Below are 14,733 nucleotides of genomic sequence, written 5' to 3' on the forward strand. Positions count from 1 at the left end.
ATGAATTATCCCAAAGCACCCACCAGTCCCCAAACGCTGCAATTCTATTCCACGGCCAGCTACCGTTGCAGCTACCTGCCAGAACAACAGGCACGCTCTCTGGTTGCCGCTCCTGCGCACCTGATTAACGACGCGGTTTACTCCAAGCTAGTCCAACAAGGCTTCCGACGCAGCGGCACCTTTACCTATCGTCCCTATTGCGACCAATGCCGCGCTTGCCAGCCCTTGCGTTGCGACACTCTGCACTTTCAGCCTGACCGTGCCCAGCGCCGTGCCAAAAAACGTCATGGCCATCTGATCGTGCAAGATCTGCCCCTGCACTGGAACGCCGAGCACTACGAGCTGTATCGCCGCTACCAGGCCAGCCGCCATCCCGGTGCCGGCATGGACGAAGACGACCAGTCCCAGTACGCCCAGTTTCTGCTGGCCAGCCATGTCACCTCACGCCTGCTGGAGTTTCGCGAGCCCGACGGCACCTTGAAAATCGTGGCGGTCATTGATGTGCTGCAAGACGGACTCTCCGCTGTCTATACCTTTTTTGATCCCGACGACACCGGCAGTTTGGGCACCTACGCCGTACTCTGGCAACTGGATTATTGCCGTCAACAATCCCTGCCCTGGCTCTATTTAGGCTATTGGATCGAAGAAAGCCGTAAAATGACCTACAAAACCCGCTTTCGCCCCTACCAGCTCCTGATAAAAGGTCGTTGGGAATGGCTGGCTTAACGTCCTCTTTTATCGATCCCCATGTCTGCCCTATTCAGCCTTTATCCCTTGGCTCGCCGGGTGCTGTTCAGTCTGGATGCTGAACACGCCCACGAACTGACTCTGAAATCCCTGCATTGCGCCCACCAAACCCCTATTTTGGGCAGCTTGCTCAAAAGCCTGCCCAGCAAGCCTCTGGAACTGATGGGCATGAAGCTACGCAATCCCGTAGGGCTGGCCGCTGGTCTGGATAAGAATGGCGCACATATCGATGCCTTGGGCGCACTGGGCTTTGGTTTTGTTGAAGTCGGCACCGTTACTCCGAAAGCACAGCCCGGCAATCCCAAACCTCGCCTGTTCCGTCTGCCTGAAGCCAATAGCCTGATCAACCGCTTTGGCTTTAACAACGACGGCCTGGACACCTTTATCGAGAATGTGCGTAAAAGCCAGTTTCGTTCACAAGGTGGCATTCTGGGTCTGAACATTGGCAAGAACGCGAGCACGCCTATTGAGCAGGCCGATCAGGACTATCTGACCTGCCTGCGTGCGGTCTACCCTCACGCCGATTACGTCACTGTGAATATCTCTTCGCCTAATACGCAAAACCTACGTGCACTGCAAGCTCAAGACGAGCTGGCTCGCCTGCTGGGCTCCTTGCAGACGCTGCGTACCGAATTGGCAGAAGAACACCAACGCTACGTACCTATCGTAGTGAAAATCGCACCCGATCTGGATCAATCGCAAATTGATGCCATCGCTGACACCGTTCCCTCGCAAGGACTGGACGGCATTATTGCCACCAACACCACCTTGTCACGTGAGGCCGTTCAAGGTTTGCAGCATGGTCAAGAGCAAGGCGGTTTGTCCGGCCCACCGGTGCACGAGCTGTCCTTGAACGTCATTCGTCGTCTGCGCGAGCAATTGGGACCGGACTTCCCGATTATTGGTGTGGGCGGTATTGAATCCGGCCGTCAGGCTCAGGAAAAAATCCAGGCAGGTGCCCAGGCGGTGCAGCTATATACCGGCTTGATTTACAAAGGCCCCGCACTGATTTCCGAGTGCATTCGCGCTCTGTAAAACGCCTATTGCCCGCTTGATGCGGGCAACCGTATCCAGAAACAAATTGGCAACTTGCACTGCACGAAGCAAAAAAGCCAGCTCATCGAGCTGGCTTTTCCTTTAACACCTGATCAAATCAGGCAGGCAACGATTTACTTCTTGCTGGTAGCAGCAGTTGCAGCAGCGGCAGCCGCTTCAACCGTTTTGTTGCTGGCTTCAGTCACTTGAGCAGCCGCTTTCAAGCTGGCGTTAGTAGCAGCCTGGATGTTGCTTTCAGCAGCATCAGCAGCTTGGCGAGCCGCCTTAACAACGGTCTCAGCAGCATTGGAAGCTGTGGCGAAGGAGGACTTCAACAAAGCAACAGCGCTTTCGGTGCCGGTAGGGGCATTTTTGGCCAGTTGGTCGATCGCGTCAGCAGCGTGCTGTTGGCCTTGAGCCAGTTGAGCCTCAGCGATACGCGACAGGTTCAGTTGCAGGTCGGAGAAAATGTCGTACACGCTTTTGCCGTATTCCAGAGCCTGAGCAGCATTAGGCTTGGCCACGTTTTGCGACAGGGCCACTACGTCTTGCACGTCTTTGGCATTGATGACTTGCTGGGATTGGCCAGCCGCTTGCTCCAGCGAACTGCGCAGCAGATTCAGGTTCAGACCAACCAGCTTTTCAAAGCCTTGCAGCAATTGACCTTGGGCAGCGAACAGGTTGTTCAAAGTAGCTTGTTGGGATTCCAGTACGTTTTGTGGAATAGCACTCATGATGTTTTCCTTGGAGATACGTGGCCTGGGTCAAGCCAACGTGAAATTAATGTCAGTGTTACTAGACAAGGGTCTGTAGAAGGCCCAGCCCACTCGCAACTACGCAAGGCAAACCTTCTATGTTGCACCGCAACAATTCAACTTTAAGCGCTATCCAAACCAAAGTCAACGAAATTTGTTGCGCTGCAACAAAACCGTCATTTATTTGTCATAAATGACTTAAAAACAGCGATAAAACAAAGACCTAGCGCTGTTTGTCGTACCCCAGCGTTTCAGAGATCCTGGCGGCCGTGCTCAAAAGAACAGGAATCCAGTCGTCGTGCAAACGCTCAGCAGGCGCAGACAGAGACAAGCCCGCCAAAAGCTTGCCGGTATCATCGTACACACCCGCCGCAATACAGCGCACGCCCATTTCTAGCTCCTCGTTATCGCGGGCATAACCCAAGCGACGAACTTGCGCCAACTCACGTTCCAGCAACTCCAGTTGAGTGATGCTGTTGCGGGTCGCACCAGCCAGACCGGTCCGCATGACGTAAGCCCGAACCTGACGCGGCTCCCAGGAGGCCAAAAACAGCTTGCCGGTAGAGGTCAAATGCAAAGGCGCATGGCCACCAATGGCCCGCACCACCTGCATGCCGGAGCTCTCACTCCAGGAACGTTCTACATAGACAATTTCATCGCCCTGCTGCAGGGACAGATTGACCGTTTGTCCGGTGTACTTGTGCAACTCGCGCATGGGAGCTAAGGAAGCCGCACGGACATTGAGGCGGCCTTTCACCAAGGAGCCCAACTCCAGCAAACGCATGCCCAGGCGATACAAACCACTATCCACACGCTCAACGTACCGTCCCACCACCAAATCATTCAGGATGCGGTGAGTCGTAGACGTGTGCAGGCCAGTTGCCGCCGCCAGGTTCTTCAATGCCACTGGCTCGGATTGCTTGGCCAGTTCGTCTAATAGGATCATGGCGCGTTCCAGCACCTGGATCGACATCTGCCCACCATTGCTTGGCGATGCGTTAGAAGGCGTAAAGGAATTTGTTGTCATTATTAGGAGAATTATGATGCAACGCAACAAATTCCATAATATGAAATGGCCGCGCGCTTGGCAAGCGCTATTTTAGCGCAGGGCTCAAGCTTCCCCCCAAATCCAGCACCTGTTTGCGCAAATAGTCCAACGCTTCTGCTGCCGGTTCCGGGTCGCCTTTTACGCCCAGATCAATATGAGGCCGCCCATCTGTCCCCTCCACACTAGGCAAACTAAATGCTTTTACCCCAGGCCAAGTCAGCTCTACATGTTCCATCGCCGGTGTAATGCGTGACTCAGGCAAATTAAAGGCCAGGAAAGAATGCTCTACCCGATGAGCCTGATGATGCAATTGTCGATAGCGAGTATCCAGCGTCCACTCCATCATGGGCCAGGCCATCACGGGAAAGCCCGGCATAAAGGTATGGTTGTGAATGAAAAAACCGGGGATTTTGTTGTATGTATTGGGCACAATTTCTGCCCCCTCGGGGAACATGCCCATCTGCAAGCGCTGCTGGTTCTCGGGCAAGGACATATCAGCACTACCCACGCCATTACGTTCGTTTTCAGCGCAACGCTCGGTAATCAAGGCCGCTGCCTCGGGGTGCAGCGTCAGGTCTACACCCAAGGCTTTGGCCGTCGCCTGACGGGTTTGGTCATCCGGTGTCGCGCCAATGCCGCCACAGCAAAACACAATATCCGGTGTCGCAAAACTGCGCTCCAACGTAGCGGCAATCGTATCCAGATCATCAGGGATGATCTGCGCGCCTCCCAACTGCAACCCCCTGGCCCCCAGCAACTCAATCAATTTTAAAAAATGTTTATCGTAACGACGTCCCGACAGGATTTCGTCGCCAATGATAATCAAACGAATAATGGCTTGATCCTTAGTTGTCATGGTCTATGAGTGAAGTAGAAGCCGCAGCTGCCTCTTGCTGACGCAGGCGACGAAGGTTTTCCAAAGAGAAATGAGCAAATACCAGGGCCGAGAACACGGGCAAGACCAGCCAAGCGGGCGGAATCAGATTCAACAAGGCAAATACCAGGCCGATCAGCCAGTACTGACTATTCAGACGGGACCACAAATATTTACGCTCTGGCACATTGGCATGCTCTACCAAGGAGTCCACCCGTAACATGCGCGTCAGGGCAAAGACCCACCACAGCACGGGAAGAATCAGCGCAAAAGGAGGAAAAATCCATAAGGGCAAGGTGACTAGCCAGCCCACCAAAAACAAGGTGCCCACCCAAACTGCATTCCAGACGCTATAAGCCGTCGCATTATGACCTTGCTTGATCACATCGGGATAGTCCTTCTGCTGCAAGTGCCCCAAAACCAAAGGCATGACCAGAACGGCTGCAATAATCAGGCCCAGCACCCCTGCCAGCGGCAATAAAATGCCCAAGGCCAGCAAGGGGGCCAAATACACTTTCAGCGAGAACAGGCCCAGGCCCACCAGCCATTGATCCACAGACTCAAAGGTATTCCAGCCGCCCAACACCTCCAGCAACCAGTTCTGCAGAGGCGTCCAAAGCAGCCAACTCAACAGAATCAGGCCCACAAACATGATCAGAAAAGGCATGACCAAAGCCACCAGCATGCGTGGCTGAAATTGCGACACCAATGAACGCTTGAAGGCGGTTGAAATACTGGCCCATCCACCAGCCGGGCCCGATCGAGATGGGGCAGATGAAAAAAGGGACATACAGCTCCTGCGAAGCAAAATCGATTACCCGAGTATCATAGACACAGTCGCTTCTTTTTGTCTGTATGAAATTATGGCCTTGTTCAACGCCCAACACGATCTGCCCGCTCTGGCTGCCCATTTGCAAGCTACGCCCAACGCTTTGCTGATTGCCTGTTTCTGTGCCCAATGGTGCAAAACCTGTCAGCAATATCAGCCCGCTTTTGAGGCTTTAGCCACACAATTTCCCCAAGCCTGCCTGATCTGGATTGATATTGAAGAGCAGCCCGAACTGCTGGGCGAAGAAGATATCGAAGACTTCCCCACCTTGCTGATCCAAAACGAAAATGGGACCGTTTTTTACGGTCCCATGCTGCCTCATATCGAACATCTGACGCGTCTGGTGCACAGCATCTCAGAACGCAGCCCGGTGCTTAATACCGGGCCTGGAGATTTGCGCGCCTTAGTAGCGGCCGCCGCCTAAAAGGACACCCACCGAACGCTTGCGCGTTGTGTTGGAAGAAGACGTTACCGCTGGCTTAGGCGCCGCAGCGGTCGATGGCTCGTAAGGCTTTAAGAAAAAATCATCCACCGGTGGCGTGTTTGACTGATACGAACGACGCTCATGGCGCTTGGGGCCGGAACGGGGCGACGAAGCCGTTGACGGCAGATCCAGCTTCAGACGTGGCACAACGGTGCCAATCAATTTTTCAATGTCCTGCAACAGATGCTCTTCATCGGGGGCCATCAAGGCAATCGCCTCCCCCGAGGCACCAGCACGCCCGGTACGACCAATACGATGGACGTAGTCCTCGGCGTTATACGGCAGGTCCACATTGATCACACAAGGCATCCCGGCCACATCCAGACCACGAGCGGCCACATCGGTTGCCACCAATACATCCACGGTGCCGCTCTTGAAGGCGTCCAGCACTTTCATGCGTTCGAGCTGGCTTTTGTTGCCATGAATGGATTCCGCCTTGATGCCTTCACGTTCCAGATAGCGTGCCAGTTGACCAGCACCAATCTTGGTATTGGAAAAAACGATGGTTTGCGTCAACTTCTTGGTCTTGATCAGATGCGCCACGGCACGACGCTTCTCGTCTGCTGACATGGGGTATACCACCTGGGTCACATTCGAGGCAGTCGCGTTGCGGGCGGCCACTTCAATCTCGACCGGATCATTCAGGAAGTTACGGGCCAGCTTACGAATTTCCTTGCTGAACGTCGCCGAGAACAACAAGCCCTGACGGCTTTTCGGCAGCATGGAAACAATACGGTCCAGATCGGGCAAAAAGCCCATGTCCAGCATGCGGTCTGCTTCGTCCAGCACCAGCATGCTGACCTGGCTTAAATTGATGGTGCGCTGATCAATATGATCGAGCAGACGGCCCGGGGTCGCGATGACAATCTCCACGCCGCGTCGCAGGGCTTCTTTTTGTGGTCCGATATCCACGCCACCAAATACCACCGTCGAGCGCAGCGGGACCGATTTGCTATAGAGCGCAATGCTCTCAGCCACCTGGTCGGCCAACTCGCGTGTTGGTGTCAGCACTAACGCCCGCACCGGGTGACGAGCGGGAGAAGCGCTGGTCGTGGCGTGTGCCATCAGACGATTCAGGATAGGCAAAGAAAAGGCTGCCGTCTTACCTGTACCAGTCTGGGCTGCCCCCATGACATCACGGCCAGCCAGCACCACGGGAATGGCCTCGGCCTGAATAGGCGTAGGCTTGGAATATCCCGCCTCGGTGACGGCATTTAATATTCCAGGGTGCAGACCGAAATCAGCAAACGTAAGGTCATTGGGAGTCGAAGGAGTTTTATCTGTCATGTACGCAAAAAGTCGGCTTGCCATCAGTGGCAAGCATTTGTAACAATCCTATTTTAACTGATGCCTGCCAGCATCAACAGCGGCCACAGGCATTAAGTACTCGCGTCAGGATTTCAGGGCATCACGGCACGTATCAGCCAGAACGACACCATCCCGGCCACGATTACCCATACAGCGTTACGGGTACGAATAAACACCAGCACAGCCACTAGGCTGGCCAAGGCTTTAATATCCAGTCGAGGGGTGTCGCCGTAAGCCCAAGGCAAAAGTTCCGGGATAATGATTGCTGCCAGAGCAGCCACCGGAGCAAAGCGCAAGGCGCGCCGCATACGTTCGGTCAGGGGCAGCAAATCACCAAACATGAAATAGCCTGAACGGGTGAGCAAGCTGCACAACACCAACAGGGCAATTGCACCCAAAACGTACCAATCATACTGCCAATCGCTCATCACCGTGCATCCCTATGCCGTTGCAGTTGTTCTGCCGCCACGCCAGCCAACACTCCGCCAAGCACGGCTGCCACCAGCCCCAAACGCAGGGGAAGCGCCTGTCCAACCCACGCAATCACACTGGCCGTAATCAGACAGGCCCACATCGCACGGTTGTTGACCAGAGGAATCAACAGTGCCAGCAAAGCCAGAATGGCTGCAAACTCCAGCGACCAGGAAGGCGGTACATACGCACTGAGCACAATGCCCGACAAGGAAGCAATCTGCCAGCTCAGCCAACCGGGCAGGATGATACCCAGGTAATACCAAAGATGCTCGCGCGAGCCGCGCTCTTTGGAGTCACCATACTTGGACATAAACAGAACAAACACCATGTCACTGGTGATGTAACCCAGGCCCAGACGCTTTTTCCAACTCAAATGGCGGAAAAAAGGCTGCAAGGCCGCTCCAAAAATAATGAAACGGATATTGACGATAAAACCGGCGGTGAAAATCAGCCACAAGGGGGCGTGAGATTCGATCAGCGGCAAGGCTGTCAGTTGGGCCGATCCTGCATACACAAACAAGGTCATCAAGGTGGCTTCCAAGCCACTCAGACCAGACTTGACCATCGCCACACCCGTCACAAAACCCCAGACCACAGTGGCTATCAAAGCGGGAATAAAGTCGATAAAACCGGCGCGCATATGCACACGGTCCTGTGCGCTAGGCAACAAGGCCGATAATCTTGTGAAGGCTGACACGCCGTCTCCTGAGATGTGCTGCCCGCAAGCGGTAATCTGTGGAGGCAGCTTTACTTGTGATTTTTCTTATTCTAGAAGCAAAAGACGGCCCCGAACATCTTGCTCTATTAATATGGTCAAGAAAAAACAGGCCGGGTCTTGCTACAATCGCTAGTCTACGCACGTAACGCTCAGCATCGCCGTTACGTGTACGGTATTGTTACCCTCTCATTGTTATCAGGAACCTTATGAGCGCCGCTATCGAACCTAAAAAAGCAGATCACGAACTGATCATGGTCGGAGCCGACGATCTGCCCGTACACTGCCCTCGTCCTGGCAGCACGCTATGGAATATGCACCCTCGCGTATTCATCGATATCAGCAAAACTGGCGAAGCCGCTTGTCCTTACTGTGGTGCCCGCTACCGCCTGAAAGAAGGCGAGAAGGTTCACGGTCATTAATTTTTGAAGCTGGCTTCGTTGGATCCCACTGCTCCCCCCTCTGGCAATGCGATAGCGCCGGGCCCTGTGCCCGGAGCAGACGCGCACCCTTGGCGTCATGCCGAAGTGACTGCTCGTCTGGATTCCAGCGCCTGCCCTCTGCCCGCCTGGCTGCCTGGCGGACACCTTCAAACGATTCACGGGGCATTTTTTGCCCGCCATCACCATATTGCCTTTGTCCGCCAAAGACTTGATACGCCCGATGGCGATTTTCTGGATCTGGACTGGACCGGGCCGGGCCTGTTTGCAGACAAGCTGGCCAACGGCGCCACCGCCCAGCCCGACGCCCATCTATCCCGTACCGCTGCCCGCCGCTGGATGCAGCCCCAGGATTGGGACAGCCTGCCCAGCACCACTGACACCCATGCTCTGATCCTGTTTCACGGCCTGGAAGGCAGCAGCCGCAGCCATTACATCCAGGCCATTGCGCAGTACTTTCGCGCACGCGGCTGGATTGTAGTTGTCGCCCATTTCCGGGGTTGCTCAGGCTTTCCAAATCGTATGGCACGCGCCTATTACTCGGGCGACTCGGAAGAAATCAGCTTTATCTTAAATACCGTTCGTGGCCATCTGCCCAATGTGCGCTGGCATGCGGCCGGCACCTCGCTGGGCGGCAATGCCGTGCTCAAGTACTTGGGTGAAGCGGGTGATGAGGTCTCCTGGCTGCAGGCATGTGCCTCCATTTCGGTGCCACTGGATCTGGTCGCTTGTGGCCGCTACCTGTCCGAATCCCGAATGGGTCGCTGGTTCTACTCGCCCTACTTTTTGAAAAGCATGCGCCGCAAGTTGCAGGACAAAGCCCATCGCTTTCCAGGAATGGTCGATACTGCCCGCCTAAACCAGGCCCGCACCATACGCGACTTCGACGATATTTACACTGCGCCCATGCACGGTTTCAGCCATGCGCTGGACTACTGGACGCGCGCGTCCAGCAAACCTTTGCTACGCAATATCAAAATCCCCACGTTGGTTTTGAATGCCCGCAACGATCCTTTCGTGCCGCACACCAGTTTGCCAACAATTCAGGACTGCTCGGATTCTATTTTGCTGCACCAGCCAGCCGAAGGTGGGCACGTCGGGTTCATTACAGGTAGTATTCCCGGCAATATGGGATGGTTACCCGCAAGACTGGCCCGCTTTTTTGAAACCAATAGCTAAAACGGCTTAAAGCGGGCCTGCGGGCTCATCAGGAGCGGAAACGCTCCAGCAAGACACGCTCACTTTCAACACGCTCGCGCAATTGGCGAATCTGCGTATCCAGCTCAGATTGCTGATAGAAATCCTGGGTCAGATTACGCGCCTGCTGTAGTTGCTCCACCGCGGTAGGCAATGCCCCGACCAATTCATAATATTGAGCCATGGCCCGACGAGCCTTAACCCCATCGCCCAAACGGTCATAGGTTTTGGCCAGCAACTGATGCAATTGCGGTTCATCAGGCCATTGTTTGATGCGATCCGTCAAGAAAGCCTGCGCCTGATCATTCTGTCCCAATTGCTGCAAGACCTGCACATAAGCCAGAGCCACCCCTTGGCTCTTGGGCCACCGCTGCCAGGCTTGTTTAGCTAAATTCAAAGCCCCTTGCACATCACGATCGGCAATCGCAATGCGGATCCCCAAGGTATCCAGTTCAGGAGCCTGGAACTGCCCCTGCCCCCGAGCTTCAGTCAAATGCACACGAGCCTGCTCATAATCCTGACGGCCTTGCGCAATATAAGCCAGACCATACTGCGCCGCAGAGCGCTCCAGATCACTTTGTGACTGGTTCGTGCTTTGCAGAGCCTGCTCCAGAACGCGCAAGGACTGCCCGCCCCCGGCCTGCATCACCATCAACTTCGCACGGATATACCAAAACGAAGGAGTGTCCTGATAACTGCTGGCCGGCAAACCGCGCACCCGGTTACTGATGTCCGATTCACGCTGCTGAGACATGGGGTGAGTGCTGGCGTACTCATTGGCTGTCGCACGTTCATTCAGGCGCGAAGCCGCCGCCAGACGCTGAAACATCTGCACCATGCCTTGGGGTTCGTAACCGGCCTTGAGCAACATCTCGAAACCAACCCGGTCAGCCTCTTGCTCAGCCTGCCGTGAAAATCCCAACTGACGATCCACGGCTGCCGCTTGTCCGAAGGCGGCCGCCCCCATCGCCAGATCACCGCTGCCCGCCAAGGCACCCAGCAAGGCACCGGCCAGAGCAGCAATCAACAAGTGATTGCTTTGGGCACTTTGCGTAATACCGCGAGCCACGTGACGTTGCGCCACGTGGGCAATTTCGTGAGCCAGCACCGAGGCCAGCTCGGACTCAGACTGTGAAGCCGTAAACAGACCGCTATGAATACCAATATAGCCACCGGGCAAGGCGAAGGCATTGATACTGCTATCGCGCAGGACAAACACCGTCACAGGCTGCGCCATGGCCGGGCCATACTGAGCCAGCCTGCGGCCCATATCCGTCAGATACTGATTGATATCCGGGTCCGACACATATTCGGGCGAGCGCCTGCCCTGCTCCATAATGGCATTGCCCAAAGTCCGCTCCAAAGCCGGAGACAGCTCGGCACCCGAAGCGGCTCCCATTGAAGGAATGCCCACAGGCTGCGCCTGTGCAGGTATCACTGAACTGAACGTCAGCGACAGTGCCAGACATAGAGAAAGTGCGGAACGGGCGGGTTTAAACTGCATGGATACTCCCGACAAAATCAATTGGCCCTGACCATCATAGCGTTTGTCTGCCTGCGAGATTCTGGCAAACGGTGACGCGCTGACAGGCGCATCAAGGTGCCCAAGGCATACAAAAGGCCAAACACTTCTACCAGACCGGCCAGCACCCACATGATCAGGCCTCCCATGACCTGATCATCCAGTGCATCCATGCCCGCAATGGCACGACCACATAAATCAAAAATTGGATAGAGATCGTATTCGGTAAAGGTGATGATGGCACCCACAATCATTTGCGGCACCATCGTAATAACCGGCGAAAGTATACGCCCACCCACCGACAGCCGGGCCGGTGGCGAAGGCCGGCGATCCAGGATCAGGTTCCAATACATGATCCCGCTGATCACCACAGACCAGTTCATCAAACGGTACAAACGCCAGTCCAGCATGGAATAGAACTGCACCGTAGGCAGCATCCAGATCAGGACCAGGAAAACAAACAGGAAAGCGACCAGTATCGGGTTGGTCAGGACAGCCTGGACACGCCGGCCACTGGGTCGACGCAACCAGTGCGCCAGAGCCCGTCGCCAGCTTGAAGGCAAGCCAGCGCGCAAGGTTTGACCAGGATAGGCACCCATCAGAAACAAGGGCCCCAGATGATGCAAGATCAGATGCTGGGCCCGATGAATGAAGAACATGCGCTCGGCGTAATAGTCCAGGCGCGTGTGCAAAGAAAGGTAGAGGAGAATCAGGCCAATCCAGAAAAAGGACTGGCGCAAAAGATTGGGGCGGTGTACTTGCCGCCCCCGGACGTACAAAGTGATGACCAGCAAGAAGGTCAAAAGCAGAACAGGAGAAAACTCCCAAGGTGTCAGCCAGTCGAGCAAGGACATAGCAGCGCCATCCGCAAATCCAGTTGCGGTTTAGTTTATAGCAATACGCTCCCGGCCTGCCCACTTCACATTCAACACACCGGGATAATCCCGAATCAACCGGGCACGCTGCATCAGCTCTGCTCGCAGTTCAGGCGGGCAGGTCAAGGTCACGCACGCGGTATCGTGCGTATCGGAATGGTCCACCTGCACATTGGCCACGCGGATACCCGCCGTGTTCAGGTCCGAGTAAATACGACGCCGGATCTGGGCCAGATCGCCACGAGGGCAGACAACCGTCAAACGGGAGACGGACAAAGGGGCACGGGCACGCAGGGCAGAGGCCTGGATGCCGGCACGGCGCAAAAAGAGATCAAAAATACGCATACATTCCCCCTATTGCACATTAACGTTGCAACACATCAGGATTCAGAAAGCGCAAGGCTTTCAGAGAATGAAATGGCGGGGAAGTTAAGGCAGCAAGAACAACTGCCTGAGATACCACGCCCTGAAATTTCCAGGACGCGGCAAGCTGTGAAGGAATCAGCGGGCCTGAACGCGCCTGGACATAGATAGGTCGAACATAGATCGACTAGCACTGTCGCCGGGGTCGGGATTCACCACACAGCTCCTATAAAACTAAAGAACCCGTAGTGTAACGTGCGCAGCCCCCTTCCACAAGGCAGCCCCCTAGAAAAACCTTTACTTTACAAGGCACTTGATGTGTTTAATACACAGACAAATCCAGCCAGCCCATATAGCGATAAAAGGCCATGATGATGTGCACCAGCCAGAACAGGCTGATATTGGCAAAGGCAACTGCAGCCACCACCGCCGTCAGGACACTGGGCCAGCCATGCTGGTTATGTTGATCGCTTTGCCGGTTGTAGAGCGCGTCAAATTTTTCGGGGCTACGCAGAGCCAGAATGACGGCCTCGATAATCCCGGCACTGACTGGCAAGATCAACAAATTGGGAAATAGCGAATCCAGCCCCTGCTCAAACACCAGCGTTCCCAGAACGGCCAAACTGGTAAACGCCAACGGGACATACCAAAAACGCCGGCCCAAATAACGGTGCTGTGCGCCCACCACGCCTAATAAAAGAGACAGCCACGCGGCGGTGACTTTATGGCGAAAAGGTTTGGTCTGTACAAATGACAAAGTCTGCTGAGACATGCAAGGCATCCAATCCGGGCTTGTGCTGCCAGCCATTGAGCACAGCTGTCAATTGCTTAACGCCAATTTGACAGCCACCTTCCCGTACAATACCTGAATTACTTCCTTGCCGTCATGAGGTCCCCCATGAATGCCACCGACTACGACATCGCCATTTGTGGCGCCGGTCCCGTAGGCGCATCTTTGGCGCTAATGCTGGCTGCCCAGCACCCAAGCCCGTCACGCATCGCCGTCCTGGGGAAAAACTTCAATCTGGCCAGCACCGAACATGCTCAAGGCGATCCGCGCACCCTGGCCCTGAATCACGGCAGCCGTCGCTTGATTCTGAATCAGCTCAAAGCCTGGCCCGAGCGCGCCGCCCTGATGCGCACCGTGCATGTATCCCAAAAGGGGCGTCTGGGCCGTTGCCTGATTCAGGCCGATGAACTGGGCGTCCCCGATCTGGGCGCGGTGGTGCACTACGATGATTTGCTCTGGGCCTTGCATGCCCGGTTGCGCGACAGCGGCGTCACCCTGCTGCCTGCCCAGCAAGCCCGTACCCATTCCGCCCCCAAACAAATTCTGGTCGACCACGATGCCGGTCAGGCCACGGCCTTGATTGCCGTGCAGTGTGACGGCGTCCGTCCCAGCGGCGTACGACGCGATTACGGCCAACACGCCCTGTTGACGACAGTACGCGCCAGCCAGCCTCAAACCGGCTGGGCATACGAGCGCTTTACCGAACATGGCCCCTTTGCAGCCCTGCCCCACCCTGACGCTCCGGACCTGTACGCGATCGTCTGGTGCAATAGCCCGGAGCGCAGCCAATCCTTGGCCGAACTGCCTGTCGACGCGTTTCAGACCGCCATGCTGCAGGCCTTTGGGGAGCGCCTGGGGCATCTGGAGCTGGTCTCCAAGCGCCACATCTTTCCGCTCGCCTTCCATGCTGGCCCCAGCCGCTTGTCCGAGCGCCTGCTGGCTGTAGGCAATGCCGCCCAGACCTTGCACCCGGTTGCCGGTCAGGGTCTGAACCTGGGCCTGCGCGATGTCGCACAATTGTCACAGTGTCTGGCCGCCTGGCAAGCCGATTGCAGCCAGAACCCCGATCCCTTTTTGGCACGCTATGCCCGTCTGCGTCGTCCGGATCGCTGGTTAACTGCTGCCATCACCGACACTTTGCCACGTCTGTTTGCCACCAAAAACCCTTTGATCCAGCACGCTTGTGGTCTAGGACTGTTGGCGATGGACACCCTGCCTTTCGCTCGTCAGCCCTTTGCCCGACAACTGCTGCAAGGGATGCGCGCCTAGGCCCACCA

At 55.6% G+C, this 14,733-nt stretch carries 17 protein-coding genes; 6 read left to right on the forward strand and 11 right to left on the reverse strand.

Annotated elements, in window-relative coordinates; all coding sequences use genetic code 11:
- Together OKX01_RS14455 and OKX01_RS14460 are read left to right on the forward strand one after the other, a co-directional pair.
- Window positions 1-726: an arginyltransferase gene (locus tag OKX01_RS14455; RefSeq protein WP_094197514.1), complete on the forward strand. Its 726-nt coding sequence runs from the start codon at window positions 1-3 to the stop codon at window positions 724-726.
- Window positions 727-747: 21 nt separating this feature from the next.
- Window positions 748-1,782: a quinone-dependent dihydroorotate dehydrogenase gene (locus tag OKX01_RS14460; RefSeq protein WP_094197515.1), complete on the forward strand. Its 1,035-nt coding sequence runs from the start codon at window positions 748-750 to the stop codon at window positions 1,780-1,782.
- 134 nt (window positions 1,783-1,916) lie between these two features.
- Here OKX01_RS14460 and phaP read toward each other — a convergent pair whose 3' ends face one another.
- The 4 genes from phaP to OKX01_RS14480 form a co-directional block, all read right to left on the reverse strand.
- Window positions 1,917-2,516, reverse strand: a complete 600-nt coding sequence (phaP, locus tag OKX01_RS14465) for a TIGR01841 family phasin (RefSeq protein WP_094197516.1) — start codon at window positions 2,514-2,516, stop codon at window positions 1,917-1,919.
- 244 nt (window positions 2,517-2,760) lie between these two features.
- Window positions 2,761-3,510 carry an IclR family transcriptional regulator gene (locus OKX01_RS14470; RefSeq protein ID WP_162496905.1) on the reverse strand — a complete coding sequence of 250 codons (750 nt, stop codon included), beginning with the start codon at window positions 3,508-3,510 and terminating at the stop codon, window positions 2,761-2,763.
- A 121-nt stretch (window positions 3,511-3,631) separates the two neighbouring features.
- Complete coding sequence (locus OKX01_RS14475; RefSeq protein ID WP_108727868.1) at window positions 3,632-4,441, reverse strand: competence/damage-inducible protein A; 810 nt, start codon at window positions 4,439-4,441, stop codon at window positions 3,632-3,634.
- Window positions 4,431-5,249 carry an EI24 domain-containing protein gene (locus OKX01_RS14480; protein ID WP_108727869.1) on the reverse strand — a complete coding sequence of 273 codons (819 nt, stop codon included), beginning with the start codon at window positions 5,247-5,249 and terminating at the stop codon, window positions 4,431-4,433. The genes OKX01_RS14475 and OKX01_RS14480 overlap by 11 nt, the downstream gene beginning before the upstream one ends.
- A 73-nt stretch (window positions 5,250-5,322) precedes the next feature.
- Here OKX01_RS14480 and OKX01_RS14485 point away from each other — a divergent pair, with 73 nt between their 5' ends.
- Window positions 5,323-5,712, forward strand: a complete 390-nt coding sequence (locus tag OKX01_RS14485) for a thioredoxin family protein (protein ID WP_108727870.1) — start codon at window positions 5,323-5,325, stop codon at window positions 5,710-5,712.
- Here the strand turns inward: OKX01_RS14485 and OKX01_RS14490 are convergent.
- The 3 genes from OKX01_RS14490 to OKX01_RS14500 all read right to left on the reverse strand — a co-directional run bounded on the left by OKX01_RS14490 (window position 5,692) and on the right by OKX01_RS14500 (window position 8,194).
- The gene (locus OKX01_RS14490; protein WP_094197521.1) at window positions 5,692-7,059 is read right to left on the reverse strand and encodes a DEAD/DEAH box helicase; all 1,368 of its coding nucleotides are present in this window, start codon (window positions 7,057-7,059) and stop codon (window positions 5,692-5,694) included. The genes OKX01_RS14485 and OKX01_RS14490 overlap by 21 nt on opposite strands.
- A gap of 113 nt (window positions 7,060-7,172) precedes the next feature.
- Entirely contained in the window at window positions 7,173-7,508 is a 336-nt protein-coding gene (locus tag OKX01_RS14495; protein ID WP_094197522.1) for an AzlD domain-containing protein, read from the reverse strand.
- Entirely contained in the window at window positions 7,508-8,194 is a 687-nt protein-coding gene (locus OKX01_RS14500; protein ID WP_094198417.1) for an AzlC family ABC transporter permease, read from the reverse strand. The genes OKX01_RS14495 and OKX01_RS14500 overlap by 1 nt, the downstream gene beginning before the upstream one ends.
- A gap of 284 nt (window positions 8,195-8,478) precedes the next feature.
- On the opposite strand from OKX01_RS14500, the gene OKX01_RS14505 reads away from it, so the two are divergent.
- Both OKX01_RS14505 and OKX01_RS14510 read left to right on the forward strand, forming a co-directional pair.
- On the forward strand, window positions 8,479-8,691 hold the full coding sequence (locus tag OKX01_RS14505; protein ID WP_094197523.1) for a zinc-finger domain-containing protein: 213 nt from the start codon (window positions 8,479-8,481) through the stop codon (window positions 8,689-8,691).
- Between the two features lie 66 nt (window positions 8,692-8,757).
- Window positions 8,758-9,888 carry a YheT family hydrolase gene (locus OKX01_RS14510; protein ID WP_094198418.1) on the forward strand — a complete coding sequence of 377 codons (1,131 nt, stop codon included), beginning with the start codon at window positions 8,758-8,760 and terminating at the stop codon, window positions 9,886-9,888.
- Between the two features lie 28 nt (window positions 9,889-9,916).
- Here the strand turns inward: OKX01_RS14510 and OKX01_RS14515 are convergent, their stop codons facing one another.
- From OKX01_RS14515 to OKX01_RS14530, 4 genes are all read right to left on the reverse strand, one after another.
- Entirely contained in the window at window positions 9,917-11,410 is a 1,494-nt protein-coding gene (locus OKX01_RS14515) for a M48 family metalloprotease (protein ID WP_230017568.1), read from the reverse strand.
- 17 nt (window positions 11,411-11,427) lie between these two features.
- The gene (locus tag OKX01_RS14520) at window positions 11,428-12,282 is read right to left on the reverse strand and encodes a cytochrome c oxidase assembly protein (protein ID WP_094197525.1); all 855 of its coding nucleotides are present in this window, start codon (window positions 12,280-12,282) and stop codon (window positions 11,428-11,430) included.
- A gap of 30 nt (window positions 12,283-12,312) precedes the next feature.
- Window positions 12,313-12,648, reverse strand: a complete 336-nt coding sequence (locus OKX01_RS14525) for a hypothetical protein (protein ID WP_003803097.1) — start codon at window positions 12,646-12,648, stop codon at window positions 12,313-12,315.
- 340 nt (window positions 12,649-12,988) lie between these two features.
- On the reverse strand, window positions 12,989-13,438 hold the full coding sequence (locus tag OKX01_RS14530; protein WP_230017567.1) for a hypothetical protein: 450 nt from the start codon (window positions 13,436-13,438) through the stop codon (window positions 12,989-12,991).
- A 126-nt stretch (window positions 13,439-13,564) separates the two neighbouring features.
- Between OKX01_RS14530 and OKX01_RS14535 the strand changes: the two genes are divergently transcribed.
- Entirely contained in the window at window positions 13,565-14,725 is a 1,161-nt protein-coding gene (locus tag OKX01_RS14535; protein WP_094197527.1) for an FAD-dependent monooxygenase, read from the forward strand.
- Window positions 14,726-14,733: the final 8 nt, after the last annotated feature.

Source organism: Alcaligenes sp. SMD-FA, from assembly GCF_025960365.1.
GTDB lineage: Bacteria > Pseudomonadota > Gammaproteobacteria > Burkholderiales > Burkholderiaceae_B > Alcaligenes > Alcaligenes aquatilis.

Excerpts from the sequence above, each read along its gene's own strand:
- OKX01_RS14515 (WP_230017568.1), bottom strand. The coding sequence starts at position 11,410 with ATGCAGTTTAAACCCGCCCGTTCCGCACTTTCTCTATGTCTGGCACTG.
- OKX01_RS14460 (WP_094197515.1), top strand. The coding sequence starts at position 748 with ATGTCTGCCCTATTCAGCCTTTATCCCTTGGCTCGCCGGGTGCTGTTC.
- OKX01_RS14455 (WP_094197514.1), top strand. The coding sequence starts at position 1 with ATGAATTATCCCAAAGCACCCACCAGTCCCCAAACGCTGCAATTCTAT.
- OKX01_RS14485 (WP_108727870.1), top strand. The coding sequence starts at position 5,323 with ATGGCCTTGTTCAACGCCCAACACGATCTGCCCGCTCTGGCTGCCCAT.
- OKX01_RS14470 (WP_162496905.1), bottom strand. The coding sequence starts at position 3,510 with ATGTCGATCCAGGTGCTGGAACGCGCCATGATCCTATTAGACGAACTG.
- OKX01_RS14475 (WP_108727868.1), bottom strand. The coding sequence starts at position 4,441 with ATGACAACTAAGGATCAAGCCATTATTCGTTTGATTATCATTGGCGAC.
- OKX01_RS14490 (WP_094197521.1), bottom strand. The coding sequence starts at position 7,059 with ATGACAGATAAAACTCCTTCGACTCCCAATGACCTTACGTTTGCTGAT.
- OKX01_RS14525 (WP_003803097.1), bottom strand. The coding sequence starts at position 12,648 with ATGCGTATTTTTGATCTCTTTTTGCGCCGTGCCGGCATCCAGGCCTCT.
- OKX01_RS14535 (WP_094197527.1), top strand. The coding sequence starts at position 13,565 with ATGAATGCCACCGACTACGACATCGCCATTTGTGGCGCCGGTCCCGTA.
- OKX01_RS14520 (WP_094197525.1), bottom strand. The coding sequence starts at position 12,282 with ATGTCCTTGCTCGACTGGCTGACACCTTGGGAGTTTTCTCCTGTTCTG.
- OKX01_RS14505 (WP_094197523.1), top strand. The coding sequence starts at position 8,479 with ATGAGCGCCGCTATCGAACCTAAAAAAGCAGATCACGAACTGATCATG.
- OKX01_RS14530 (WP_230017567.1), bottom strand. The coding sequence starts at position 13,438 with ATGTCTCAGCAGACTTTGTCATTTGTACAGACCAAACCTTTTCGCCAT.
- OKX01_RS14495 (WP_094197522.1), bottom strand. The coding sequence starts at position 7,508 with ATGAGCGATTGGCAGTATGATTGGTACGTTTTGGGTGCAATTGCCCTG.
- OKX01_RS14480 (WP_108727869.1), bottom strand. The coding sequence starts at position 5,249 with ATGTCCCTTTTTTCATCTGCCCCATCTCGATCGGGCCCGGCTGGTGGA.
- OKX01_RS14500 (WP_094198417.1), bottom strand. The coding sequence starts at position 8,194 with ATGCGCGCCGGTTTTATCGACTTTATTCCCGCTTTGATAGCCACTGTG.
- phaP (WP_094197516.1), bottom strand. The coding sequence starts at position 2,516 with ATGAGTGCTATTCCACAAAACGTACTGGAATCCCAACAAGCTACTTTG.